At 64.7% G+C, this 26,395-nt stretch carries 15 protein-coding genes; 7 read left to right on the top strand and 8 right to left on the bottom strand.

The features are described 5' to 3' along the window. Position 1: 1 nt before the first annotated feature. The 3 genes from RMCN_RS29060 to RMCN_RS29050 form a co-directional block, all read right to left on the bottom strand. Positions 2–1,309 (bottom strand): sensor histidine kinase, encoded by a 1,308-nt coding sequence (locus tag RMCN_RS29060; protein WP_084377849.1) that lies wholly within the window; start codon positions 1,307–1,309, stop codon positions 2–4. Positions 1,310–1,372: 63 nt separating this feature from the next. Beyond that, a complete protein-coding gene (locus tag RMCN_RS29055; protein ID WP_407937591.1) occupies positions 1,373–2,092 on the bottom strand; it encodes an Rv0518 family GDSL lipase in 720 nt (239 codons plus the stop codon). Between the two features lie 17 nt (positions 2,093–2,109). After that, positions 2,110–3,327 (bottom strand): acyltransferase family protein, encoded by a 1,218-nt coding sequence (locus RMCN_RS29050; protein ID WP_067396575.1) that lies wholly within the window; start codon positions 3,325–3,327, stop codon positions 2,110–2,112. 295 nt (positions 3,328–3,622) lie between these two features. On the opposite strand from RMCN_RS29050, the gene RMCN_RS29045 reads away from it, so the two are divergent. Genes RMCN_RS29045 through RMCN_RS29030 form a run of 4 tightly spaced genes read left to right on the top strand, consistent with a single transcriptional unit; the run spans position 3,623 to position 7,836 of the window. Then, positions 3,623–4,078, top strand: a complete 456-nt coding sequence (locus RMCN_RS29045; protein ID WP_064350180.1) for a Fur family transcriptional regulator — start codon at positions 3,623–3,625, stop codon at positions 4,076–4,078. Between the two features lie 33 nt (positions 4,079–4,111). Next, positions 4,112–6,355, top strand: coding sequence for a catalase/peroxidase HPI (gene katG, locus RMCN_RS29040; RefSeq protein ID WP_067396573.1), 2,244 nt, complete (start codon positions 4,112–4,114; stop codon positions 6,353–6,355). A 14-nt stretch (positions 6,356–6,369) separates the two neighbouring features. Beyond that, on the top strand, positions 6,370–7,146 hold the full coding sequence (locus RMCN_RS29035) for a glutamine amidotransferase (protein WP_067396571.1): 777 nt from the start codon (positions 6,370–6,372) through the stop codon (positions 7,144–7,146). A gap of 36 nt (positions 7,147–7,182) precedes the next feature. Next, positions 7,183–7,836 (top strand): alpha/beta hydrolase family protein, encoded by a 654-nt coding sequence (locus tag RMCN_RS29030; protein ID WP_084377845.1) that lies wholly within the window; start codon positions 7,183–7,185, stop codon positions 7,834–7,836. On the opposite strand, the gene RMCN_RS29025 is transcribed toward RMCN_RS29030, so the two are convergent. Next, positions 7,837–8,211, bottom strand: coding sequence for a hypothetical protein (locus RMCN_RS29025; protein ID WP_064413202.1), 375 nt, complete (start codon positions 8,209–8,211; stop codon positions 7,837–7,839). It abuts the gene before it with no gap. An 81-nt stretch (positions 8,212–8,292) separates the two neighbouring features. On the opposite strand from RMCN_RS29025, the gene RMCN_RS29020 reads away from it, so the two are divergent. Further along, positions 8,293–8,952, top strand: coding sequence for an MBL fold metallo-hydrolase (locus RMCN_RS29020; protein WP_067396567.1), 660 nt, complete (start codon positions 8,293–8,295; stop codon positions 8,950–8,952). 91 nt (positions 8,953–9,043) lie between these two features. On the opposite strand, the gene RMCN_RS29015 is transcribed toward RMCN_RS29020, so the two are convergent. The 4 genes from RMCN_RS29015 to RMCN_RS29000 all read right to left on the bottom strand — a co-directional run bounded on the left by RMCN_RS29015 (position 9,044) and on the right by RMCN_RS29000 (position 24,383). Beyond that, entirely contained in the window at positions 9,044–10,246 is a 1,203-nt protein-coding gene (locus RMCN_RS29015; protein WP_067396565.1) for an IS30 family transposase, read from the bottom strand. An 86-nt stretch (positions 10,247–10,332) separates the two neighbouring features. Beyond that, a complete protein-coding gene (locus tag RMCN_RS29010; protein ID WP_067396614.1) occupies positions 10,333–11,034 on the bottom strand; it encodes a DUF899 domain-containing protein in 702 nt (233 codons plus the stop codon). A 5-nt stretch (positions 11,035–11,039) separates the two neighbouring features. After that, on the bottom strand, positions 11,040–11,816 hold the full coding sequence (locus RMCN_RS29005) for an ArsR/SmtB family transcription factor (protein ID WP_067396563.1): 777 nt from the start codon (positions 11,814–11,816) through the stop codon (positions 11,040–11,042). 162 nt (positions 11,817–11,978) lie between these two features. After that, on the bottom strand, positions 11,979–24,383 hold the full coding sequence (locus RMCN_RS29000) for a BTAD domain-containing putative transcriptional regulator (protein ID WP_067396561.1): 12,405 nt from the start codon (positions 24,381–24,383) through the stop codon (positions 11,979–11,981). A gap of 85 nt (positions 24,384–24,468) precedes the next feature. On the opposite strand from RMCN_RS29000, the gene RMCN_RS28995 reads away from it, so the two are divergent. Together RMCN_RS28995 and RMCN_RS31725 are read left to right on the top strand one after the other, a co-directional pair. Continuing rightward, on the top strand, positions 24,469–25,605 hold the full coding sequence (locus RMCN_RS28995) for an alkaline phosphatase family protein (RefSeq protein ID WP_067396559.1): 1,137 nt from the start codon (positions 24,469–24,471) through the stop codon (positions 25,603–25,605). 254 nt (positions 25,606–25,859) lie between these two features. After that, positions 25,860–26,395 (top strand): NlpC/P60 family protein (locus tag RMCN_RS31725; protein WP_067396612.1); only part of this gene is annotated, 536 nt, incomplete at its 3' end.

Here is a 26,395-nt window from a genome sequence, read left to right as displayed (position 1 = left end):
CTCAGCTCGGCGCGGGCAGGCGTAACACCAACCGGGCCCCGCCGAGCGGGCTGGCCTCCATCGCCGCGGTGCCCCCGTGCAACTCGGCCTGCTGAGCCACCAGCGCCAGCCCCAGTCCCGAACCGGATCGCGCTGCCGTCGACCCGCGGGAGAACCGCTCGAACACCGCGGCGCGTTCGTCCTCGGGTATCCCGGAACCGTTGTCGTCGACGGTGATCTGAACGCCTTCACCGGAAGCGACTGCGCCCAAACGGATTTCGGTGGCGTCGCCATGCTTGATCGCGTTGGTGATCGCGTTGTCGACGACGAGCCGCAGCCCGGCGGGCAAACCGACCATGAGCACCGTCGTCGACGACGACAGCGACACCTTGAGGCCGGGATAGTTGCGCATCGCGTCGTGTGCGGCCCGGTCCAGCAGTTCGGTGATGTCGACGGGGACGAAGTCGTCGACGGTGGTCAGTTCGCCCTGTGCGAGCCGCTCCAACGCGGTCAGGGTCGCCTCGATCCGGCTCTGGGTGCGCATGACGTCGGCGATCACCTCCTGGCGTTGCTCGTCCCGCATCTGAAGCGTGGAGAGGACCTCGAGGTTGGTGCGCATCGCGGTCAGGGGCGTGCGAAGTTCATGTGAGGCCACCGCGGCGAAGTCTCGTGCCGACTCCAGCGCCGCTCGCGTGCGCTGCTGTTCGTCGCCGATACGGGCGAGCATCCCCTCGACGGCTTCGGCGATCTCGACGGCCTCCTGCACGCCGCGCACCTGAACCTCTTCGGGTTTGGACTGGGCGTTGATCGCGCGCGCCTGCTGGGCCAGCAGGCGGAACGGGTTGATCATGATCGACCACATGACCCAGCCGACCAGCACGGTGCCGACGATGACACCGCCGCAGATCAGAAGCACCCGCCGGTGCAGTTCGTCGATGCGGCGTTGGGTCTCGGCCAGTGGCGCCCCGATGGCGATCAAGGCCCCGCCGGCGGTGAACGTCCGGACCCGGTATTCGACACCGTCGATGGTGGTGTCGGCGTAACCGACCGGGAACTCCGGCAGCACGATGTTCTCCGGGATGGAGACCGTGATGCCGTCGACGCGGGCGGTGCGCACCAGGCCGCCGTCCGGGATGGGCGGGTTCACGTCGGCCTGTTGCGCGGTGCGCAGCAGCTCACTGATGTCGCCGAGGCTGCTCACCGAGTCCAGACGACGGTCCAGTTGGCTGTACTGGTCGTTGGTGACGCCGAACCACACCCACGCGCCCAGCGTGATCACCAGCGCGACCACCGACAATGCCGCGACGATCACGATGATGCGCAGCGACATCACCCGGGTCAGCAGCTGGTACAGGCGTCCACCGAGTCGCACGATCAGCAACGATAGGACGGATCAGACCCGCCGCGGCAGTTGCGCGCCGATCAATGGCGCAATCTTTTCGGCCATGTAGGTGTGACCGGCGTCGGTGGGGTGCACGCCGTCGGGGCCGATCAGCTCGGGCCGGTCGACGAACCACCGGGCCGCGATCGGGTCGACGAACGTCGCGCCCGCAAGTTCCGCCTGGTATTTGAGGGTGTCGCGGATGCGTACCACGGTCGCGGGGACGTCAGCCGTCGGCCACGGCGGCCCGATCACGAGGAAGAGCGCGGACGGCGCGATGCGCCGCGCCAATTGGAACGTGCCGTAGACCAGGACCGACAACTGGGTGGGGTCGACGTTCTGATCGTTGCGCGAACCGTAGAACACCACCAGCGTGTCATCGGGTGTGACCGTCGCGGCGGTCAGATCCTCGAAGAGGCTGCCCCGGTTACCCCGGGTGCCGTAGCCGGCTCCGCCTTCGGCGCCGACGACGGCCGTGGTGGACAGTCCCTGCTGAGCCAGGATCTGCCAGGCCTGGGTGGTCCACGATTTCTCGCCGAGCCCGCCTTCGGGTCCGCCGGTCGTGTACGAGTCGCCGATCACCGCGATGCGGTTGAGCGCGAAGCTGAGCGCGTCGATCTCTTTGTGCTCCGTCGGTTTCAGGTGTTGACAGCCGGTGACCACGAGGATGGCGATTGCCACCGCGATGGTCAGGGCGCTTCTCAGCGCGCCGGTGTAAGGCCGTGTGGACACGCGCGGGAGAAGCATCGTCACCCGGCGCGGGCGGTCATCACCTCGGAGCGTTCGCGCGGGCGGGACACGGTGTGCAGCTTGCCGGCCGCGTCCGGGGTCGAAGCGGCGGGGCCGTTCATCATGCTGCGCATCCATTTACGGGCGGGCTCCTCGACAAAGTGGTACAGCATGACCGCGCCGATCAGCGCGGTGCCAAGCAAGGCAACCATTATGAGCTTGCCCGTGAAGTCCGATGACAGCCGCAGCCCGAATTGCTGCACCATCCAATCCCAGGTGGTGTGCACCAGCTCATGAACCATGTACAGGCTGAACGACACATGCCCGAGGTAGACGACGGGCCCCCGCGAGAGAAGCCAGGGCAGCGACCCGGCGCCGATGGCCAGGCTGAACAGCAGCGGCACGAAAAGCACATCGACCAGGCCGGCGCTGTCGACGATCTTGGGCAGCGGATGTGCGTCGAGTCGGTAGAGGATCGTGACGATCACGACGCCGAGGAGGAGCGCGGCGTACCCGGCGGCGCGTCGAGCCTGATCGCTGGGGTCGAGCTTGCGCACCGCCGCAGCGATCAGGGCGCCCGCGGTGAACTGCATGACGATCCGCGGTAGCCAACTCCACGGGGTGTAGAACTGCCCGGACGCCAGCAGAAGCAGGATCGGCGGCATCACGGCGACGAAGGCCAGTGCGATCAGGCCCCGCGCCCGCGTCGACCGAGCGATGCGGAAGATCACCACGATCAGACCGCCGAAAAGCAGATAGGCCAGCCACTCCGCGCTGATCGACCAGGCGGGCCCGTCCCAGCTGGAGCCGTCGAAATAGGGCACGAACCACAGTTGGACCATCAGCGCCTGGCGCAGATAGTTCGTCGCCGTCAACGTCTCGGCCGCCGGTGAGGGCACACGGCCGACCTGCAGGGTGAAGATGATCCACAGGGCCGCCAGATGCATCGTCACCAGGTAGACGGGCCAGACGCGGGCCAGCCGAAGCCACAGGAAGCGCAGCGTGGCTCGCCACTCGAACGAGGGCCCCATGCGGTCGAGATAGTTCCACGTCAACACGAACCCGCTGAGCATGAAGAACAGGTCGACGCCCTGGGCGCCGCAATTCAGCAGTGGGGCGAACGCCGAGCGGAACCCCGGCACCGACTGCTCCAGCAGTGGCCGAAAGTGAAAGAGCACCACCCATAGGGCGGCGACGATGCGCAGGCCGGAAAGGGCCTTGATTTCTCCGGTGCGCACAACACTCTCTTCGCGGATGTCCGTAGCGTTTCGTTCGGGTCTCGCCTCATAGCCACCCACCGGGTTGGTCCACTCCCCTGACCACAGACCCCGGCAGCCACCGAAGGGTAACAGCGAGACCCGCCGTGGCTCATGCCCGAAAAGCGCAAGCAGCGCGGCGTGCGACGTTCGAAATCGTTGGTAACGAGGCACTTCGGCGACGACAGCAACGTCGGTGGAAAGTTCTACGACACGCCGATGAGCCAACCCCGAAGCAACTCTTGACTGATTCCAGAAAACAGAGCATATTGGCAGCGTGTCCCCCACACCCGACTACGCGGAGCGGCTACGCGCCGCCGATCTCCGCGTGACCCGCCCGCGGCTCGCGGTGCTGGAGGCGGTTTACGGCAACCCCCACGCCGATACCGAATCGATTTTCGGCGCGGTGCGTCGCGCCCTTCCCGACGTCTCACGACAAGCCGTGTACGACGTGCTCGCCGCGCTCACGAGCGCGGGTCTGGTGCGCAAGATCCAGCCTTCCGGTTCGGTCGCCCGCTACGAGTCGCGCGTCGGCGACAACCACCATCACGTCGTATGCCGGTCATGTGGCGTCATCGCCGACATCGACTGCGCCGTCGGTGCAGCGCCCTGCTTGACGCCGTCGGATCCGGAGGGCGCGCTGGACGGATTCGTGCTCGACGAGGCCGAGGTCATCTATTGGGGCTTGTGCCCAGAGTGCTTGGTATCGCAGGTTTCCCGATCACAACCGTGATCACAGCCCAATCAACCCACCGGAAGGAACGCTGTGTCATCTGATACGTCCGACGCTCGCCCGCCTCATGATGATTCCAAGACAGCCAGCCACAGCGAGAGCGAGAACCCGGCTATCGATTCGCCGAAGCCGAAGTCGCACGCTCCGCTGACGAACCGGGACTGGTGGCCCAACCAGGTCGACGTGTCGGTGCTGCACAAGCAGAACGAGAAGGGCAATCCACTCGGCCAGGACTTCAATTACGCCGAGGAGTTCAAGAAGCTCGACCTCGAGGCCTTCAAGGCCGATGTCCACAGGCTGATCACCACCTCGCAGGATTGGTGGCCGGCCGACTACGGCAGCTACGCCGGCCTGTTCGTCCGCATGAGCTGGCATGCCGCGGGCACCTACCGGATCTTCGACGGGCGCGGCGGTGCGGGTCAGGGCGCACAGCGCTTCGCGCCGCTCAACAGCTGGCCGGACAACGCTCAGCTGGACAAGGCCCGGCGTCTGCTGTGGCCGATCAAGCAGAAGTACGGCAACAAGATCTCCTGGGCCGACCTCATCGCGTACGCCGGAAACGCCTCGCTCGAAGTCTCGGGATTCAAGACGAAGGGCTTCGCGTTCGGTCGCGAAGACATCTGGGAGCCCGAGGAGATGCTCTGGGGCCAGGAGGACACCTGGCTGGGCACCGACCAGCGCTACGGCGGGACCAACGAGTCGGACCGCAAGCTGGCCGAGCCGTTCGGCGCGACCACCATGGGTCTGATCTACGTCAATCCCGAAGGCCCCGAGGGCAAGCCGGATCCGTTGGCGGCCGCGCACGACATCCGCGAGACCTTCGGTCGGATGGCGATGAACGACGAGGAGACCGCGGCGCTGATCGTCGGCGGCCACACTCTCGGCAAGACGCACGGCGCCGGCGACGGTGACCTGGTCGGGCCGGAACCGGAGGCCGCGCCGATCGAGCAGCAGGGCCTCGGGTGGAAGTGCGCGTTCGCCTCGGGTAAGGGCCCTGACACCATCACCAGTGGGCTCGAGGTGGTCTGGACGCCGACCCCGACGGAGTGGGGCAACGGCTACCTGCAGAACCTGTACGGCTACGAGTACGAATTGACCAAGAGCCCCGGGGGCGCTTGGCAATTCGAGGCCAAGGACGCCGAGGCGATCATCCCCGATCCGTTCGGCGGACCTCCGCGCAAGCCGACGATGCTCGTCACCGACATCTCGATGCGCGAAGATCCGATCTACGGCGCGATCACTCGCCGTTGGCTCGACCATCCCGAGGAAATGGACGAGGCCTTCGCCAAGGCGTGGTTCAAGTTGATGCACCGCGACATGGGCCCGGTGAGCCGCTACCTCGGGCCGTGGATCCCCGAGCAGGAGATCTGGCAGGACCCGGTGCCTGCAGTGGACCACGAGCTGGTCGACGAGCAGGACATCGCCCAGCTCAAGAGCAAGCTGCTCGACTCGGGCCTGACCGTGCAACAGCTGATCAAGACCGCATGGTCGTCGGCGTCGAGCTTCCGCGGCACCGACAAGCGCGGTGGCGCCAACGGCGCGCGGATTCGGCTTGAGCCGCAGAAGAACTGGGAGGCGAACGAACCCGCCGAGTTGGCGCAGGTGCTTCCGGTGCTCGAGCGCATCCAGCAGGAGTTCAACAGCTCGGCGAGCGGCGGCAAGAAGATCTCGCTGGCCGACATCATCGTGCTGGGCGGCTCGGCGGCGGTCGAGAAGGCCGCGCGCGACGGCGGTTACGAGATCAACGTGCACTTCGCGCCGGGCCGTACCGACGCCTCGCAGGAGCAGACCGACGTCGAGTCCTTCGCGGTGCTCGAACCGCGGGCGGACGGCTTCCGTAACTTCGCGCGGGCGGGCGAGAAGGCTCCGCTGGAGCAGCTCCTGGTCGAGCGGGCCTACATGCTCGACCTGACCGCTCCGGAATTCGCGGTGCTGATCGGCGGTCTGCGGGTGCTGAACGTCAACCACGGCGGCAGCAAGCACGGCGTGTTCACCGACAAGCCGGGCGTGCTGAGCAACGACTTCTTCACGAACCTGCTCGACATGGGCACGGAGTGGAAGTCGGGTGCGGCGGAGAACGTCTACGAGGGTGTCGACCGCGCGACCGGTCAGCTCAAGTGGACTGCCACCGTCAACGACCTGGTGTTCGGCTCGAACTCGGTGCTGCGCGGCATCGCCGAGGTCTACGCGCAGGACGACAGCAAGGACAAGTTCGTCGAGGACTTCGTCGCTGCCTGGGTCAAGGTGATGAACAACGATCGGTTCGACCTCGATTAATCGTCGGTAACGACATGCGGCACCCCGCGGGCTCACCGGGCTCGCGGGGTGTTGCGCGTTCGGCGCCCTTTCTGCTGCTGTCGATTCGCGGGGAGGATGAAGCCGCCGACGACGAATACCGGGCGATGATGCGATTCGCCGGCCTCGACACCACCGGCATGCGGCGCATCCGGTTGACCCATGAACCGTTGGGAGACATCGACCTCGACGATTGGTCGGGCATCATCCTCGGCGGTGGGCCCTACAACGTCAGCGATGCCGTGGAGATGAAGTCGGCGACGCAGCGGCGGGTCGAGTCGGAGTTACTCGAACTCATCGGACGCATCGTCGACCGCGATTTTCCGTTCCTCGGCTGCTGTTACGGCGTCGGCACGCTCGGGACCGTCGTCGGCGCCACGGTTGACCGCACACATCCCGAGCCGGTCGGTGGGCTCACCGTCACCGTCACCTCCGCGGGCCGCGACGACGAACTGTTCGCCGAGGTGCCCGACGTGTTCGACGCCTACGGAGGACATCGCGAAGGCGCGACCTCCCTACCGCCCGGCGTCGAACGCCTCGCGTCATCGCCGGACTGCCCGGTGCAGGCGTTCCGGGTGGGGCGACACGTGTACGCCACGCAGTTTCACCCGGAACTCGATCTCGACGGCCTGATCACCCGGATCGACGTCTACAAGGATTACGGCTACTTCCCACCGGAATCCGCGGAAGTCTTGAAAGAGGCTGTCCGCCAATGGGATGTCCGTTATCCGCAGAGCATCCTGCGCCGATTCGTCGACAAGTACGCGCGTTGACGGTTGGTTCCGCGGTCACCGGGGAACTCCAGAGCCGTGCACACCGTCGAGTACTCCCCCGGCCGGTCCGCAGACGTCTACGGCGACCCCTCGCAACCCACCGTCCTGATGTGGCACGGCGCGCAGACCGATTCACGCACCGCGATGCGGCCGTTGGCCGAACGGGTGCACGGGCACGGGCTGTCGGTGGTGCTGGCCGATTGGGATTCGCACGCCGACGACCGTGGGCGTAGTGACCTGCTGGCGTCGGCGTCACATGCACGGAAGCACGCCGGCGACGGGCCCCTGGTTGTCGTCGGCTGGTCGATGGGTGGCCTGGCGGCGGCCGGACTGACAATCCACGCGCGACAGTTCGAGGTGGCCCACACCGTATGCCTGGCAGGGGCATTCATGGTTCCCGACCCGATCAGCGGGTCGCCGCTGCCCACGTCGCTGGACGGCGATCCGGTGCGGTTCACACTGTTGCACGGCGCGCGCGACGACGTGATACCTCCGTCGGCCAGCGAGGAGTTCGCCTCGACACTCGAGCGCAACGGTTGGCCCGTCTCGTGCGTCCTATTGGAGGCCGACCACGGGTCGATCGCGGGTGCGACGTACGACCCTGCGGCCGACCGCTATTCGGCCGCGACCGATGAGGCGTCGTTGTCGGTTGCTGTGGATGTGGCGGCGCGGATCGCTGCGGTGCTTTGATCACTCGGCGGTGTCGATGCGATGGGCCCATCGCAGGTGGCCGCCCCCCATGTCGGTACACACGAACGCCACGCCGTCGGAGCCTTGGGCCGACGCGTTCTGTTGCATGCAGTCCATCGCGACGTTGTAGATACCGATGAGCGGCCCGGCGGGTGTCCACACGCCCACCCTGTTGCAGACGAAGGTAGCGCCGTCGGGACCAAGCCCGTAGTTGAAATACTTGCCGGGCTTACAGGGCGTTCCCTCGACGACGTTGCGGGCGACATTGGGCACGCAGTCGGCCGAGTAGCAGACCGCCTCTGCGTCTGGAGCGACGGCGATCGACGCTGCGGTTGTCAGGGTCACCGCGAGTGCGGCGATGTGTGGGCGCGCCATCGTTCGATGGTGGCACTCGGATGCGAAGTTCGGTGAAGAATCGCTTGACCTCAACAATGGTTCAGGTCGCAGAGTCGAGTCATGACTACTTCCACGACGCAGTTGACCCGGATTCGGGACGATCTCTGGCAGACCCGGATGGACACGCCATTCCCCGGCCTCACCACGCACGCGTATCTGTGGCGAGGCCCGCGTGGCAACGTGCTGTTCTACAGCCCCGCCACGGAGGCGGACTTCGACGCGATCGACGCGCTCGGCGGCGTCAGCGCGCAGTACCTGTCGCATCTCGACGAGGCCGGGCCGAACCTGAAGCGGATCGAAGAGCGGTTCGGTCGCGGGCTGCACGTACCGGAGGCCGAGGTCGGCGCCATTGCAGAGCATGCGCGTGTCGACGTGGCCATCGGTCGTGTGCGACATGTCGACGCCAACGGTGTCGAGGCGCTACCCACGCCGGGTCATTCATCAGGCAGCACAAGCTATCTCGTAACGGGCGTGACCGGTGAGCGATACCTGTTCACGGGCGACACCATGTTCCCCACGGCCTCAGGAACGTGGGCGACCTTCTTGGTGCCGGGCCGCGGTGATGCAGCGCAGCTGCGCGAAAGTGTGGAACTACTGGGCACCGTTGCCCCAGATCTGGTGATCTCGAGTGCATTCGGTGGCGAGACGGCATGGATGAGCGTGGACTCGCGTTCGTGGGCCGACTGCGTGGCGCAAGCGCTGGCGACCGTGCCGTCGTAGTCGGCTTCTGCTTTGGCCGGCCGCTCGGCGGGTCTCGTTTGTGAATCTACCGACGCTTTTCAAAGGCATTGTCAACCGGTGAGTGCAACGTTTAGGCGGCGGCTTGGTCGAGGAGTGCGGCTAACCGCTGGGCCGGTGTGTCGAGATCGAGGGTCGGTCTGGGCCGGCGGTTGAGGAGATCTTGTATGCGTTTGAGATCGGCCTTGGTGTAACCGCTTAGGTCGCTGCCTTTTTCGAACCAGAATCGCAGCAGTCGGTTGGTGTTCTCATTGGTTCCGCGCTGCCAGGGTGAGTGGGGGTTGCAGAAGTAGACCGGGGTGTTGAGCTGGAGCTGGATGTCACGCCACTTGGACATCTCGCTGCCGCGGTCCCAGGTGATCGACCGACGCAGATCCTCGGGCAACTCACTCATCGCCTTGATCATCGCCGTGGCTACCGTTTCGGCGGTGTGATCGCCGGGCAGGTGCAAGAGCATGGTGAACCGGGTGGACCGCTCGACCAGGGTCCCGACCGCACTCGTGCCCCCGGGCCCCAGTATCAGATCGCCTTCCCAGTGGCCGGGCACTGCGCGGTCAGTAGCCTCGGCCGGACGATCGCTGATTTTGAATTCCTCACCACTGCTGTAGACCCCGCGACGATTGTCGGTGCGGTCGCGTGGCTTGCGCTTGGCCCGCCGGGTAGACAGCCGTTGGTGCAGATCAGCGCGCAAACTACCCCTAGCCTGCACATACAGGCAGCGATAGATCGTCTCGTGGCTCACCCTCATCAGCTTGTCATCGGGGTAGTCGCGGGCCAATACATCGGCGATCAGCCCGGGACTCCAACCGATATCCATCCAGCCCTCAATCTGGGCGCACAACGGATTGTCTTTGAGCTTGAACGCCTTAGGCCGCCGCGCGCGTTCGGCTGCGCGGGCATGGGCCATCAAGGCGTGGTAATCCCCGTCGGGGTTCTTATTGCGAGCGATTTCGCGACTGACCGTCCAGCGGCCCCGACCGATTCGGCGCGCGATCTCGGCCTGGGTGAGGTGGGCATCAAGACCGCGCATGATCTTGACGCGTTCGTCCAAACTGAGGTCGGCGCCGAATCCACCCGGACGCAACAAATTCCCCGGATTAGCCAGCCCACCACTTCCGCGACCCTTACGTAGTGTCATCGCACCAGCATCGCGCCACCACAGCCACCCGGTGTTGTATGACACACCCGCACCCCGGGCGGCATCTCCAACAGTCGATCCCAGACACACACGATCAAAGAAATCTCGACGAACCGAAACTCCGAACGGACTCGGCATAGCGCAACTCCAATCACAACAGATGTTGCACTGACCGTATGAATCCGCGAAAGGATTTCGTCGGTGGTTTCACAAACGGTGTCGCGCTACGGCGTTTGGTCGTAGGTGTCGTGCCAACTCCACCACTCGTAGGGCGGACCCTGCGGATAGCCCTCGGGTGAATCCTCCCAGGTCTCCTGCCGGCCGAGGGGCGTCACGTCGAGCAGATTCCAGGTGTTGACGAACGCCTCATCGCCGCGACCGTTGATGAAATAGGTGCGGTAGACGCGGTTTTCGTCGTCGCGGATGAAGACGTTGGTGCCGTGCCAGTCCTTGACGCCGAAATCTTGGTCGAAGTCGTCGGTGATGGTGTACCAGGGGATATGGCCCCAGCCCATCTTTGTCTTCATCCGCTGCAGGTCGGGTTGTGTTGCCCGCGAGACGTATACGAGTGTGGTGTCGCGGGCGTTGAGATGGGCAAGGTTCGGCACGTGGTCAGCCATCAAGGAGCAGCCGACACAGCCGTGTTCGGGCCATCCCGGATGCCCGGGGACGTCGCCGTCGCCCGTTCCGGGTTCGATGAAAGCGCGGTACACGAGCAGCTGGCGACGGCCGTCGAACAGGTCGAGCAAGCTGACCTTGCCCTGGGGGCCGTCGAAGGTGTAGGCATTGTCGACGGCCATCCACGGCATCCGTCGGCGCTGTGCGGCTAGGGCGTCGCGGGCCCGCATGAGGTCCTTCTCCTTGGCCACCATCTCTTGCCAAGCAGCGTCCCACTCTGCTGCGGAAACTGTCGGTGGCGTGTTCATCGTCGTCATGAGGTTGCCTCCAATGCGCTCTTCAGGTTGGCCAGCTTCCACGGCCACCCACCGGAGATCAGATCGCGCACAGTACTTTCCGGCGGGAAGTCGTCATGTATGACGGTCAGCTTCACCTGGCCGTCCTCGACCGGTTCGATGTCGAAGGTGACTTTGGACCGCCGTTCGGACGCGGCCTTCTCGACGACGTCCTCATCCAGTCCTAGCGTCGTCAGTTCGGGCACGAAGGTGTGGAAGGTGAACGCGAGCCGCCGATACGGCTCCGACTCGAGGATCACCTGCTCGGGATCCGTGATCTCCAGACCGCTGCAGTCGGACCACACGTACTCCGAGCCTTTCTTGAAGTCCGACACCAGTGCATGGCCCATGTACCGGTTGGAGAACGCCGGGTCGGTGATGGCCTGCCACAGCCGTTCGGGGGTGGTGCGGATATACGTGACGTAAACGAATTCACTGCTGCTCATCGGGTGGGCCTCCAATGCAGTCTTGAGGTCCGCGAGCGTCTGCACCCGCGCGCGGTTGTATTGGTGGATCCAGCGGTCGGCGATCGCGTTGATCGGTTCTGCGTTGAGGTAGTGCAGCTTCTCGCGCCCCCGCCACACGGTGGTGATGAGATTGGCGGCTTCCAGCACGGCGAGGTGCTTGCTCACCGACTGGCGAGCCATCGACAGCCGCGAGCACAGATCGCGCAGGGTCTGCCCGTTGCGATCGTTGAGGCTGTCGAGGAGCAGACGCCGATTCGGATCGGCCAGTGCCTTGAATACGTCGTCCATCCTGCCGCCTGGGTTATGCAGCCGTCTGGCTGCATGTTCGACAATAGGCAGCCGCACGGCTGCGTGTCAACGGTCAGCGCGGCTTCTCTTCGCCAAGCCGCGCTCAGGCCGAAGATCGGCGCCGAACTTCGCGCTTACCGCATGTTCGGCGTGTACCGAGGGCTAACCGGACTCGTTGAGTTCCTTGAAACGTTCCAGGGCGTGGTCGCGGTCCTCGAGGTCGAAGGCCTCGATGTGCGTGACGTGATCTCCGTGCCAGAGATTGATCAGTAGGAACGGAACCTCGATCGCAAGGCCGGCGGTGGACGTCCCCCTCACCACGACATGAGTCGCGACGCCGAGCTCCGAGTAGGCGAGTATTTCTGCCGACTCGATTGAGAGATCTGGTGCAAGCGACGCCAGGGTCCGGATTGACGCGATGTAGTCGGCGGTGCTGCTTCCGAGCTGCCGATGATTGATATAGCTAGCACCCGCGCACACAGCGGTAAGCGCATCCCAGTCGTGGCGGTTGGTCATCTCGAGATTTCTTCGATGTGCTTCGATGATGTCCGAATGCGCCACCTCCCCCGAAGCAGTCCAGCGGGCGTCCAGTTCTCGCATCGCGGCGTCGAGGTCGTCGCTATCGAAAATCACTGAGTGGCAGACCAACCCTTCCTCGGTGATTTCGGTAAGCGATAGATCGTCGACGGTGACGGGATGGCCGGGCGCGTTGGTGTCGCGGAACCAGTCACGGCACAGCGCCAAGCGCTGTCCGCGGATGGCGATCGGTTCGTCGGTCCACTGCCAACTCGCAGGTGCTTCGGACAGCATGGTCGGAACGAACTCCTCTTTGAGCGAGCCAGTGTCGCGCAGTCCTTTACGGCGGTCGTCATACCGTCCATCTGGGGTCAACAAGCAAGAAAAGGTGTCGAGATCGCGGTGAGCGAACGCGTCAACCAAGCGCGCACGCGTTCGCGTCGCCGCATTGTCAAGTCGATGGGTCGCCCGATTGAGCTCGTCGAACCGCGCGAGAGCGGCGTCCAAGTCGGCTTCGTCGAACACTTCGCAGCGGCTGATGGCGTCACCCGTGACCGTCAGGAGCGTGATCTCACGCCATTCACCGTCGAAACCCTCTTGGGATGTCGCTTGCACAATCTGTGTGAAAACTGCTCCGAGCGTGTCCAATCTGTGGATCACCTCGGGGTACACATGAATCTTCCGGACCACATCCCATGTGGCAAGGATCAATGCGCTCTGTTCGCCGGGTGCGAATGCGGTGCCTCCACGCCTGTGGTCGATGTTCACCCAGTCCGGGGTGGTCCGGAACAACTCTCGCCGGTTGAAGACGGCGTAGCCGTCGGCGATCGCTGACCATGTGCCAGCGTGTGCCGCTGCTTCGCTAGCAAGATAACGGGTTTCGAGTTCTTCGAAGGCGGCGTCGAGGTCGTCGCTATCGAAGTTGACGAAGTCGTGCATCAAGCCATCGTCGTTGATCTCGACGACTGCCAGATGTTCTATGGTGACTGGTTGGCTGTCATCGCGGGTGTCGCGATAGATCTGATGGGCTAGGGACAGTCGCGACCCTCTGATCGCGATATGGTCGACGTTCAGCCGCCACGTCCGCGGTGCCTCGAAGAGCGCCTGTGCAGCCCGTCTGCGGTCTGATGGATCATGCATGGCTTGCAAGCCTTTTCGACGGTCATCGATTCGTCCGTCGGGCGAAGTGAGCGTGAGAAATTCGTCGATGTCGCGGTGATTGAAGGCGTCGGCGAGACGCTCCCACATCCGGGTCGCGGCGTTTTCGATGCGCGGTGCACGCTGGCTCAGTTCGTCGAATCGCGCGAGTGCAGCGTCCAGGTCATCCTCGCTGAAGATCTCACAGCGCGTGATCGCATCACCGTCAAACGTCAGGAGTGTCACCTCACGCCACTCCGCGACGAAGCCCTCGCGCGAAGTGCCGCTTTCGGCATGAGTGAAGACGGCTCCGATGCCGCTCAGTCGGTGTACGGCTTCGATCCGGGTGCTGATATCGGACGCGACCTCCCACGACTCGCGGACATATGCGTGCACGTCGCCTGGCGCAGAGGCAATGACCGGTCGGTGGTCGATGTTCACCCAGCCCTCGGTGGTCGGAGACAGTTTGTGTCGGTTGAACGCGTCATAGGTTCGGACGACGAGCGACCACGTTTTGGTAAAGGGTGCGGCTTCGCCGGCGACATAACGTGATTCGAGTTCTCGCATGGCACTCGATATGTCATCAGCATCGAAGTCGACCGTGTCGTGTACCACCGTGTTGTCGCGCATTTCCGTGACGGACAGCAGTTCGACCACAACTTGGTGGTCAGTGCTGGCTGAGTCACGGTAACGCTGCCGCATGAGAGCGAGAAGCGATCCTCGAACAGCGATCGGCTCGACTTCAATGCGCCAGCTGGCAGGCGCGGTAGTGAACATTGCTTCTACGGCTCGTCGTCGCTCAGCGCCCCTGAACTTGGCACGCAATCCGATTCGGCGGTCTTCCTGGCATCCGTCATCGCTGAGCAGGTTCAGCACTGTCTCGACATCGCGCCGGTTGAAGGCGTCCACCACCACAGTCCAGAACCGCGTCGCCGCATTCTCAATCCGCGGCTCTCGACTGAGTTCGTCTAAGCGCGCGAAGGCGGCGTCGAGGTTGTCCGCGTCGAACATCTCAAAGCGGTCGGGAGTGTTTTCACGGACCGTCACGACCGCTATCTCGTGGTATTCGGCATCGAAACCTTCTCGGGAGCTCCCCCTGACCAGTATGTCGATGACGGCCCCCAGTTCGCTGAGCCGATGCACAGTCGCTATGTGAGCCTTGATGTCCGGCACGAGGTCCCAAGCGGCACCCACGTTTGCGATCAGGTCGCCCGACTGGATTGTGGCAAGCAACCGGTGATCGACCCAGGCGGGTTCCGCCGAAGGGATTTTCCTGCGATTGAAGGCGGCGTACGACTCCGCAATCGCCGACCATGTGTGCGAATACGGCGCGGCTTCGCCGGCGACAAATCTACGGTCAAGCTCCTTGAAGGCGGCATCGGCATCATCGGAGTCGAAGAATACTGTGTGTAGGTCTGCTTCCTCGTCGGCGACTTCGGTCAGCACGATCAACTCGACTGTTATCGGCAGTGCCGAATCGTTGGTGTCGCGGAATGCTTCCCGGGTCAGCGCTAGGCGATCACCCCTGACAGCGACCGGTTCAATACTCAGCTTCCAGCTGGCCGGTGTTTCGGAAAGAACCGCGAGCGCGTATTTCGCATCGGTTATTCCCTCGTCATGCAAGCCTCGACGACGGTCCTCATAGCGTCCGACGGCACCTGCGGCGAAGGTTTCCGTATCTCGACGGTTGTATGCATCGGCGACTCTGGCCCGCACCCGAACCGCGGCGTTATCGAGATGAGTGGGAGACGCACAAAGTTCATTGAACCTCGCGATGGCGGTATCGATATCGGTCTCGTCGAACAACTCACACCGCTTGATCCGGTCTCTTGCCACCGTCAGAAGCTGGACGAATCGCCACTCGGCCTCGAAGCCGTCTTGCGATGAACCGCCCACGACCGACGTTACGAGCACCGCTGCCTCAGTGAGTCGATGCACGACTTCGATATGAGCGTTCAGGTCGGGTGTCACGTCCCATACGTCGGGATGCGCGGAGGTGGCAGAGGACGTGGATGCGAACGGTGTGCCGCGTCGATGGTCGGTGTAGATCCAATCCCGTTCGAACTGCTCTTGCCGATTGAGCGCGGCGTAGGCGCGTGTTACGACCGACCAGGTTTGTGCGTGTGGCATCGCCTCTCCCGCAGCGTATTTCGCGTCAAGCTCCGCGAACGCTTCGTTGAGGGCATCGAGGTCGAAGACGGTATTCGAGACCAGCCGATTCGCGGCGTCGGTCTCGATGATCATGAGTGCCTCGGCGACGATCTCGCCGCGCGGTCCCTGACCTGCAGTGAAACGACTCCGGCATAACGCGAGGCGCTCGCCCCTGGTCGCGATGGCGGGCGACCCCGCGTTCTTGAAGCCAACCTCGCCAACCGACCGCATGTTTTCGATATGGATTGCCCGACCACGCCTCACGCCGGCGTTGACGACCTGGCGGCGATCGTAGGACGCGAAGTCCTCAGCCATCGCTGCTTGTACGGCGTCCCAATCTTGCGCGTCGAAGCACACCCACAGATTCGCTAATGCGCGGGTGGCTCCATTCTCCAATCTTGTTAGGGAGCGCTGATCTACTTTCGTCGCAACGTTTGTCGATACTGGGGTCGGCGGACGGAGCTCCTCGAATCGAGCGAGGGCTGCGTCCAGGTCTGTTTCGTCGAACAGCTCGACCCGACTAAGCAGATCACCGTCGAAAGTCGCGAGGGTGATGACGCGCCACTCGGCGTTGAAGCCTTCCTGCGAGGTGCCCGTCGCCACTCGCGTGACGATGGCACCAAAGTCGTTCAACCTATGCACGGCTTCGATGTAATTGGTGATGTCTGGAGCCAACTCCCATGAGGTGCGTACATAAGGGAACAGTTGGCCCGGCGCGATCGAGGTACCGCTCCGGTGGTCGATGTTGACCCAATCGGGTGTCGTCGTCGGCAGTTCGTGCCTATTGAACGCGGCGATGGCGTTCGCGAGCATCGTCCACGTGCGACCATGGGCCGCCGCCTCGCCGGCTCCGTACCGTGCGTCGAGCTCGGTGAACGCGGCGTCCAGGTCCTCCATATCGAACACCACGGTGGATGTAATGAACGTTTGCGCCGCGTCCAGCTCGAGGAGGTTCAGGACGTCGCTGTGGAAGCGTTCGGCGCGGACGCGGGCGAGGACGAGACGCTCACCGCGTGTCGCTACCACCGCGGAGGTGACATCGTCGATTCCCACTTCGGCGACTGCCCGCATGTTGGCGACGAAAGCCTCACGGCCTTGGCGCAGCCCGTCATTGACGATGCGTCTTCTGTCCTCGGCACGCACGTCAGGTGCCAATAACTCCCCTGTCGCCGACCAGTCCCGCTTGGCGAAGCAGCTCCACAGGCGCTCGACCATCTGGTATGCGACGTTGACGGGTCGAGCTGGAGGGGTCAGTTCATCGAAGCGGGCAAGCGCGATGTCGAGGTCGCTGTCGTCGAATATCTCGCACCGGCAGATGAGGTCGCCTTCAATCATCACGAGATCGACCATCCGCCATTCGGCTTCAAATCCCTCTTGAGAGGTGCCGCTTACGACCTGCGTAAAAACTGCTCCGACATCATTGAGCCGGTGCACCCTCTCGAAGTAGATCTTGGCATCGGGCGTGACATCCCAAGTCGCTTGCGAATGCTCGAGCAATTCACCTGCCGGCATTGTAGTTACGCGCCGGTGGTCGATATTCGCCCAATCCGGCGTCGTGGGCGGAAGCTCATGCCGGTCATATTTCTCGTAGCTCGTGAGGATAACCGACCACGTGCGCGCGTACGAGGCGGCTTCGCCAGCGAGATAACGCGATTCGAGTTCTTGGAATGCAGCGTCCATGTCGGTGTCATCGAACATGAGACACGTCGCGATCCGATCGAAAGCGTCGATCTCAACTATGCCGAGCACATCATTGTGGTACGTGTTGTCGCCGGTCGAGATATGGAAGCGCCCCATGGTCAGACGCTCGCCTCGTGTGGCGATCATGGTCGATGTGACGGTGGTGAAACCTACCTCGGCTACCGACTGCCAGTCGCCGATATTGAGGGCCCGCCCGAATCGCAGACCTGCACCCATTACAGGGCGGTGATCTACTGCCGCGACGTCATCGGCCAGTACTTCTGCCATAGCCTCCCAGTCACGATTGGCAAAGCACGTCTGGAAGCGTTCGACGGCTCGGCTCGCCGTGTTCTCGAGGTAGGTCGCAGCAGGACAGTTGAGCTCGTCGAACTGTGCGAGCGCCACCTCGAGATCCGGTTCGTCGAACAGCTCGACCCGGTTGACGAGTCTCCCATCAACTATCGACAGGCTGACACCTCGCCACTCAGCCTGAAAGCCCTGAGCGGACGTACCTTTGGCGACGTACGACACGACAGCTCCACGGACGTCCAGGCGATGTACCGCCTCGATGTAGGTATTGAAATCGGGAGTGTTGGCCTGAGCAGCGACGGTGTACGAACCGATTTCACCCGGCGCGAAAGCGACCGCGCACCGGTGATCGAGGTTGATGCAGCCTGGCGCGACTTCAGGGACAACGCCGCGGTTAACGGCAGCGAATGATTCGACGACGGCCGACCAGGTCTGCGCATTATCGGAGGCTTCCCCGGCCAGGTAGCGAGCATCGAGTTCTTGGAAGGCGCCGTCGAAGTTGTCGTCGTCGAAGGCCACCACTGCCGTGGCTCGCTTGTCCGGGTTGATCTCGGTGACACTGAGCATCTGGGCGCTGACGTCATCACGCGACTCGTTTCGATTGATCACACGAACGCGATTAAGGACGAGCCGTTCGCCGCGGATTGCAAGGACCGTCGACGATACTCGTGCGCCACTGACCTCGGCGGTGGCTCGCATGTCCGCGATGTGCACGTCTCGGCCTCGGCGGACACCGGCATTCACGACTCGTCGTCGATCGTCTGTGATGACGTCTTCCGCCAGGGTCTCCGCCATCGTGGCCCAATCCCGCGCGTCGAACGATGCGCAATAGCGGTTTATAACGTCGCTCGCCACGTTCTTCAAAGCCGATGGTCGTTCAAGCTCGTCGAATCGAGCGAGGGCGACGTCGAGATCGGTCTCGTCGAAGATTTCCGACCGGTTGATCCGGTCACGGTCGACGGTCGACAGCCCGATCTCGCGCCACTCTGCGGTGAATCCTTCACGCGACGTTCCCTTAATGACCCGGGTGACGACAGCGCCGAGGTCAGTCAGCCGATGCACGGCCTGGACGTAGATTTTGATGTCATTCTCGAGGACGTCCCACGTCGCCTTCAAGAACGGCTCCAACTCATTCGGCGCGAACGAAGTCACCCGGCGGTGGTCAACATTGACCCAATCGGGTGTCGTCCGCGGCAGTTCATGGCGCAGCACAGCGGCGTAAGCACCCGCGATGACCGACCATGCTTGTGTGTGAGTGGCCGCTTCGCCTGAGAGGTAACGGCGTTCGAGCTCATCGAAGGCAGTGTCGATGTCATTGACATCGAACACAACCACCGCTGAAAACCGTCCGTCGTTGTCAACCTCTACGACCTGGAGGAGGTCGGATTGGCTCGCCCCCGGATCGGGGCCTGCGGCGTGGAGATGCAACAGCACGAGCCGCCCGCCTCGCGTCGCGATCGTGCTCGTCGACAGCTCCGCCCACAATCCCACGTCGACGACCGCGCGGAGGTCTTCGATCGCGTGGTCATGACCGTGGCGTATCCCCGAACTGATAATTCGACGGCGGTCGTCCAATAAGTAGGTTTCGGCGAACAACTCCGACATGGCTTTCCAGTCGTCCGCCTGGAAATGCGCTAGGAATTGCTCAGCCGCTCTGCTAGCGGCGTTCTCGAGTTGCCTTTCCGGTCGACGAAGCTCTTCAAATCGTGCGATCGCGACGTCCAAGTCGGTCTCATCGAAGAGCTCACATCCGCTCACCAGCGAGCCGTCGACCGTAGTCAGGTTGAGCATCCGCCATTCAGCAGGGAAACCTTCAGCTGTCCTTCCACGTGAGACCTGCGTGCAGAGTGCGCCATGATGGTCCAGTCGATGCACTGTTTCGATGTGACTCTGAAGATCTGGCGTTACATCCCAGATGTTAGCGACCACCGTCCGAAGGTCGGTGTGCGCGAGCGGTGTCCCAGGCCGGTGGTCGATGCTCAGGAAATCTTGCGTCGACGGGGGGACTTCGTGACGCGCAAGGCTTGCGAAGACGCCTGCAACCACCGACCATGTGTCCGCAAACGGTGCTGCTTCGCCGGCGAGGTACCGAGCGTCGAGTTCACCGATGGCGGCGTCGAAATCGTCGGGGTCGAAAGCGATGTACGCCACCAAACGTTCTTCGTCGCTGATTTCGACTATACGAAGCAACTCGGTGTGAAACGCTTCGGGCCGCATGTCCCGACCCGTATAGAGGGTGCGAACGAGCGCAAGGCGATTCCCGCGGATCGCGATGACCTGAGAGGTCATGCTCTTCGTTCCAAGCTCGGCGATTGCTCGCACTTCCGCGAGTTCGGTGGCGCGATCGTTGCTTTCGCGGCGCAGTCCGGGACGATGATCCACGATCCGTAGATCTTCAGTGAGCAGCGCGGCGATATCGTCCCAGCGCCGCGCCGCGAACAGTGCGTTGAACCTCTCGTCCGCACGGGTTGCGCCATTCTCGAGCAGTTCACGAAGCTGCGGCGCCAATCCTTGACTCGCTGCGTCCAACTCCGCGAGGGCGGTGTCGAGGTCTTCGGCGTCGAACCAGACCCGGCGGGCGATCCGACCTTCATTGTCGAGGGCGTAGAGCTCAAGAACGTCTTCCTGCGGCGCGTCTGGCCGTACCTCTGTGCCGCCTATGGTGAGTCGGCAGAGTGCCAACCGCTCGCCCCGCACCGCGATGACACTGTGACGGTGTCGCACCGTCTCGGAATCCGCGACGCGCTCGGCTAGACGCGGCCAATCCCCGACCGCCAAGTCTTCTTTGGTGAAGCCGACCATCTTCCGCCTGCTCTCGACGGTGACGTCCGGCGCGTACAGGCTCCGGTACTCTTCCCAAGCTTGGCGATCGGCCGCTGCGGCCAACCGGCGGATAATCCGCACGCACGCATTCTCGGGCTCGGCCCGCGAAACCTGATCGGCGGGCGTGGGCGGTTCGCTGCGTGCACCAAGGACTCGACGCGCCTTCTCCGCGAGTGCTGCAGCTCCTTTCCGCTCGTACAGCGCAATCGCCTGCTCTGCCGCGGCGCGCATGCCTGCCCTATCACCGGCTATTCGCAACACCGTTGCAAGCGCCAGGCAGGCATCGCCGTGATCCACCAATGCATCCGTCGCCGCAGCCAGGCTCACCGCCTCTTCCGCAACCTGCTTGGCTCGATCATGCACGCCGGCGCGCGCCAGCAGCTGCGCCCTGACCGACCGCCATGCAATCGAAGCCTTCGACCCGTGACCCGCGAGACGCTCGCTCACCGCGCACATTTCGTCCGCCTCCGCGTCCCGGTCCAACGCCAGACAGGCCCGCGCCAACAACGCCGCGGTGTCCGCGGTGTCGGTGTCGAGACCCATGCGCCGGAAACCCTCGTAGGCCCGACGCAGATACGGTTCGGCGGCCGCCGCATCATCGGCGACCAACTCGATGATGCCCGCGAACTGATCCACCTCCAGAAGTGCATGACGCAGACCGAGTTCGGTCAGCGCGCGCCTCGCCGACTCGATCAGCCGCCGACCCTCGGTGGCCCGCCCCCGGAACGCATCCAGCACGGCCTGACACCGTGTCGATGTCGCCTCCACAAGCGGTGAACCGGTCGTGATGCGGAGCAACCGCACCACATCCAGACATCGTCCACCGGCGCGAGGAACGGGATTCGGCCCCCACAACGCCGCCAGCGGCGCCCCGGCAAGCACGGCGTTCACTCGGCCGTGCTCACGTGCCCGCCGTGCCGCGGTGAGTGCCTGGTCCAAAGCCGTTTCACAATCGCCGATTCGGCCCAGACGCGCCAAACACCCGGCCCGGACGGTGTGCGCCTTGGCCTCCCCCGCCGCGTCGTCGAGAGCGCCCAACTGTTGGGCGGCCACACCTACCGCGGATTCGATTTCGTCCAGCCGTTCAGGATCGGTGAGCATGGAGAGCTCGCCGTCAAAGCAGGTCCCCCAGGCACCGAGACGGCCGGAATCCCCTGCAACATCCCGTAATTGCATCACCGCAACCTTCGCCGACGTCACATCGCCGGCTGCCAGCAGCGCCTCACAGTGGGCGATCAGCAATTCGGCCTGCAGATCATCGCGGTCGGGAAGCTCGTCGTCCAATTCCTCGAGCGCATGGAGCGCACGGTCATAGAGATCGGCCGCGCCTTCATAGGCCACCCGAGACATCGCCTGGTCGGCCGCGCGCCGACAGTACTCGACCGCTTTGGCAGCGTTTCCCGCCCAGGCACATTCGAAGTAGTGGTAGGCCAGCTCGGCGACCAGCTCGTCGTCGTCACCCGGTTCGGCTTCGAGCGTCCCGGCGATGCGCTGGTGTAGCCGCATGCGCCGCACAGAGGGAAGCTCGGCAAGCAGTGACTGCCGCACAAGCGCGTGATTGAACCGGTACCGGCCCCCGGGCTCTTCGATGACGATGCCGGCCTTACCGGCCTCGTCGAACGCGTCCACGAGGTCTTCACCGACCACCCGCTCGACGAGCGTCAACGCGAACCGGCTCCCGACCACCGCGGCCGCCGCCAGCGCCTTGTTCGTCTCGGCCGTCAGCCGGGACAGCCTGCGGCTCACCGCTTCTCGAACGCCCTGCGGCAGAGTGCTCGGATCCCACCGGCCCCCGCTTTCCTCCACGTGGCGCAACGCCTCGATCAGGAAGAACGGATTGCCACCCGTGACCGTCGCCAGCGCCCGACCGAGTTCTTCGTCGTCGTAACCGGCTTCGGCGACATAGGCGGTGACGTCACCCTCGTCGAGACCCGACAGCTGCAGCCGGGTGGCGGTGCCGTCGCGGTGAAGGTCGGCGAGCATCGCGGCCAGCGGGTGAGAGCGGTCGAGATCGGTGCTGCGGTACGTCCCGACGATCTGCACTCGGGCCTCTTCACCGAAACGCAGCAGGTGCCGCAGCAGCAACAACGTCGGTTTGGCCGCCCAGTGGAGGTCATCAAGGATCAGCACGACGGGAGCGGTCGCGGAGGCAGCGCCCAAAAGTGCGACCACCGCGTCGAACATCGCGTACCGCTCGGTGTCCGGATCGGCCCGCGGCGGCGCGGTCACGTCGGGCAACGCATCGGCCAGGCCGGGCACCAGCGGCAGCAGCGCTTCGACACCGCGCACATTGCGCAGTCGGTTGGAATCGACGCAGGACACCAACGAGCGCAACGCTTCCGCAAACGGCTGATACGGTGCGCCGAGGTCCTCGTCGCACCGGCCATACAGGACGACCGCGCCCTGCTCGTAGGCTTGGCGCGACCATTCGCCGGCCAACCGCGTCTTGCCCACGCCCGGCTCGCCGGCGATCAGGACGGCGCGCGTGCCGGCCGCCAAGGTGGACTGCCAGGCCGACACGAGTCGCTCCAGTTCGCGGCCGCGGCCGACGAACGGTCCCGGGCCGACGAGCACCGCAGGCAGCGCCGGCCGCACCATCGGCGCCTCCGCGGTGGGCGGGCTGGGATCGTCCGCGGTCTCCATGCGCAGTTCGAACACATGCTCCGGTCGAGGAAGGTTGCGCAGTCGGCGCGTCCCTAGGTCGGCGAGCACGACGTCATCCGGGAGCGAGTCGATGACCAGTTCGGCGGTCGCTCCGGAACACAGGATCTGACCGCCTACCGCGAGGGAACGCAGTCGGGCGGCGCGGTTGACCGCTCTGCCGAAGTAATCCCCGTCGCGGAACTCCACTTCTCCGGTGTGCAGTGCCACCCGGATCCGCATCGGCTCCGCGAGCCGCCAATCCTCGTGAGCGACCGCCCCCTGCAGTTCGATCGCCGCGGCGGCAGCCGCCGACGGCCGGTCGAACACGGAGAACGTCGCATCCCCTTCCCCGCGAGTCTTGACGAGCCGTCCGCCGCGCGACGTGACGACCTGTTCGACGATCTCGTCATGGCGGGCGAGCGCCACCGCCATGGCGTCGGCGTCGGCCTCCCACGCCGCCGTCGACCCCTCGATATCGGTCAGCAGGAACGTGACCGCTCGTGTGACCGTCGTAAGCTGCTGTGACTGAGGCACTTCCAGCGCGGCGTCCTGCGCGACGATCGCCGCCTCCAGCCGCCGCAACTCCGGTCCCGGTTCGACACCCAACTCGTCAACCAGCAGTGAGCGCGCCCGCTTGTAAGCGCCCAACGCCTCACCCTGGCGTCCGGCCCGGTAGAGCGCGAGCATCAGGTGGCCCCAACGACGTTCGCGCAGAGGCGCTTCGGCGATCGCTGACTCGAGTTCTCCCACGATCTCCGCGGCGCGACCCGTCGCGAGCAGGGCGTCGGCCCGGTCCTCCACCAGGGCGGCGTGACCTTCGAGCCAACGCGTCTTCTCCGATGACCCGCGCGAGCTGTCCGGAAGCTCGGGAATACCCCGCCACAGGGCGAGCGCCTGGTCGAACAGAGTCACCGCTCGGGTCGGGTCGCCTGCGGCGAGGGCCTTGCGCCCGAGTCTGGCGGCGCTCTTGTAGTGGATGGCGTCGATCTCGGTGGTGCTCAGGGTCCAGCCCGAGCCCTCCGTCAACACGAAGCCGTCTCCCAACGCGCGACGCAGCGACGAGATGTGGGTCTGCAATGCCTTGGTCGCGGTCCGCGGCGGGTCGTCTCCCCAGAGCAGCGCCACGAGGGCGGCGGCCGACACGACCGAACCACCGTGCAGCCCGAGCATCGTGAGGACGGCCCGCGGCTTGGCGCCGGGGATGGCGACCGGCAGCCCATACTGCCGGACCTGGAGAGGTCCCAGAACCCCCAGTTCCACCTGTTGAAGCGTAATCACATTGCGATCGTCTGAGAGCCGATTCAACATGCGGTCAAGAACCGGTAAAGGGCCGCTGAGCTGGTTCTTTGCGCTCGCAATGAAACGCGGGCGACCTGTGTGGCAGGCTCGGCTCGTGGACCTGCCCGCACCGGATCCCGCCCTGCCCCATCTGGCCGATGTGGTGCCCTCGGTCCTGTCGGCGATGGGCGCCGGCGGCTTCGAGAATTCCCTCGGGCTCGCCGATGACCTCGCCGGGGCCTGTGTCCTGCTGATCGACGGTTTGGGCGCCGAACTTCTCGATCGGTACGCCGCCGACGCACCGGCGATGGCATCGCTTCGGGGCAAAACGTTGACCGTCGGCTTCCCGTCGACCACCGCAGCGGGGTTGGCGGCGGTCGGCACCGGGCGCCGTTCCGGTGAGCACGGGTTCGTCGGCTACTCCTTCAGAGTGCCGGACGCCGGCGTCATCAACGCCTTGCGATGGCGCCCGCACCCGTGGGGCCAGGATCTTCGCGGCACCGTCATTCCCGAACAGGTGCAACCACTGCCGACCACCTTCGAGCAGGCAACTTCGGCGGGTGTCGCCGTCAGCGTCATCTCAGGCGCCGAGTTCACCGGCTCCGGTCTCACCCGCGCCGTGCTTCGCGGCGGGCGCTACGTGGGCGTTCATGCGCTCGGCGACCTGGCGGCGGCGGTGCGGACGACCTTGTCCGAGGGCGGATTCTGCTACGGGTACCACGCCGAACTCGACATGCTGGGCCACCTGTACGGCCCGGGGTCGACGCAATGGCGCATGCAGTTGCGCCAGATCGACACGCTCATCGAATCGGTGGTCGAGTCGCTGCCGCCCGGCGGCCTGCTGGCCGTGGTGGCCGATCACGGGATGGTCGAGGTCTCCCCGAACGAGACGATCGACGTCGACGCCATTCCCGCGCTGCTCGACGGTGTGGAGGCGGTCGCCGGAGAGGCCCGGGCCCGCCACGTCTATATAGAGGACGGTTCAAAGGCCGACGTGCTCGACGCATGGCGGTCCGTGCTGGGTGAGCGGGCGTGGGTGCTCTCGCGAGACGAGGCGATCGAGGCCGGCTGGTTCGGACCGCAGGTCAGCGACGAGGTCCGCCCCCGGATCGGCGATGTCGTGGCCGCCGCCCGCGGCACGGCGGCGATCGTCCGACGCACCATCGAGCCCCTGGAATCGTCGCTGATCGGACACCATGGCTCGCTCACCTTCGCTGAACAGACGGTTCCGTTGCTGCTGGCGCTCGGCTGAGCCTTCTGGTGCAACCCCCGCCATGTGCAACAGATCGACTGAAGGCCAACGGGATTCAGATATTGATGCGGTATCGCCGCGGCAATTCGATTGCTGCACCGCCAAATTCGACCGGTGGTAATCGACGTTGCTGAGGTGATGTCAAAAGCTTGAATCCACAATGCTATTCGTGAAGTAGGCAATAGAAACCGCAGGCTGTGAAGGCCATCACAGAATTTGGTGGCCTTGTCCGCAAACTTGTAGCGTCCGACCGCGTGTTTGCTATTGCCACGCTTTTGACGCTTGTAAACCAGGTGTCCGGCACGCCGTACGTCTCCGGCGGGGACTCCCCTGCCGGTACGGACTGCTCCGGCCTGGTGTCTTGGGTGACGAATGCAGCGACCGGTCGGCCCGTCTACGGCGACCGGTTCAACACCGGAAACATCGAGAGCGCCCTGCTCGAGCGCGGGTTCCAGTACGGCACCCAGCCCGGTGCGCTGGTGGTCGGCTGGAACAGCGGCCATACCGCGGCCACCCTGCCCGACGGCACGCCGGTCTCCTCCGGTGAGGGCGGCGGCGTGAAGGTCGGTGGCGGCGGCGCCTACCAGGACCAGTTCACCAACCACATGTTCCTGCCCGTTCCCCCTGAGCAGCCGATGGTCCCGGGTGCCCCGTCCGCGCCGGTGGTGATGATGGCCGGGCACGAGCCCGCTCCGCCGGCCGCTCCGTTCGCGCCTCCGCCGCCTCCGCCGCCGGGTGACCCGTTCGCACCCCCGCCGCCGCCCCCGCCGGCCGATCCGTTCGCACCCCC

The sequence above is a fragment of the Mycolicibacterium novocastrense genome (genome assembly GCF_001570485.1).
Lineage (GTDB): Bacteria > Actinomycetota > Actinomycetes > Mycobacteriales > Mycobacteriaceae > Mycobacterium > Mycobacterium novocastrense.
Note: the sequence above shows the minus strand (reverse complement) of the source record. Positions and strands in the feature narration are given on the sequence as shown.

Coding starts and splice junctions, on each gene's coding strand:
- RMCN_RS29035 (WP_067396571.1), top strand. CDS start 6,370: ATGCGGCACCCCGCGGGCTCACCGGGCTCGCGGGGTGTTGCGCGTTCG.
- RMCN_RS29000 (WP_067396561.1), bottom strand. CDS start 24,383: ATGTTGAATCGGCTCTCAGACGATCGCAATGTGATTACGCTTCAACAG.
- RMCN_RS29010 (WP_067396614.1), bottom strand. CDS start 11,034: ATGAACACGCCACCGACAGTTTCCGCAGCAGAGTGGGACGCTGCTTGG.
- RMCN_RS29020 (WP_067396567.1), top strand. CDS start 8,293: ATGACTACTTCCACGACGCAGTTGACCCGGATTCGGGACGATCTCTGG.
- RMCN_RS29060 (WP_084377849.1), bottom strand. CDS start 1,309: ATGTCGCTGCGCATCATCGTGATCGTCGCGGCATTGTCGGTGGTCGCG.
- RMCN_RS29015 (WP_067396565.1), bottom strand. CDS start 10,246: ATGCCGAGTCCGTTCGGAGTTTCGGTTCGTCGAGATTTCTTTGATCGT.
- RMCN_RS29005 (WP_067396563.1), bottom strand. CDS start 11,816: ATGGACGACGTATTCAAGGCACTGGCCGATCCGAATCGGCGTCTGCTC.
- RMCN_RS29025 (WP_064413202.1), bottom strand. CDS start 8,211: ATGGCGCGCCCACACATCGCCGCACTCGCGGTGACCCTGACAACCGCA.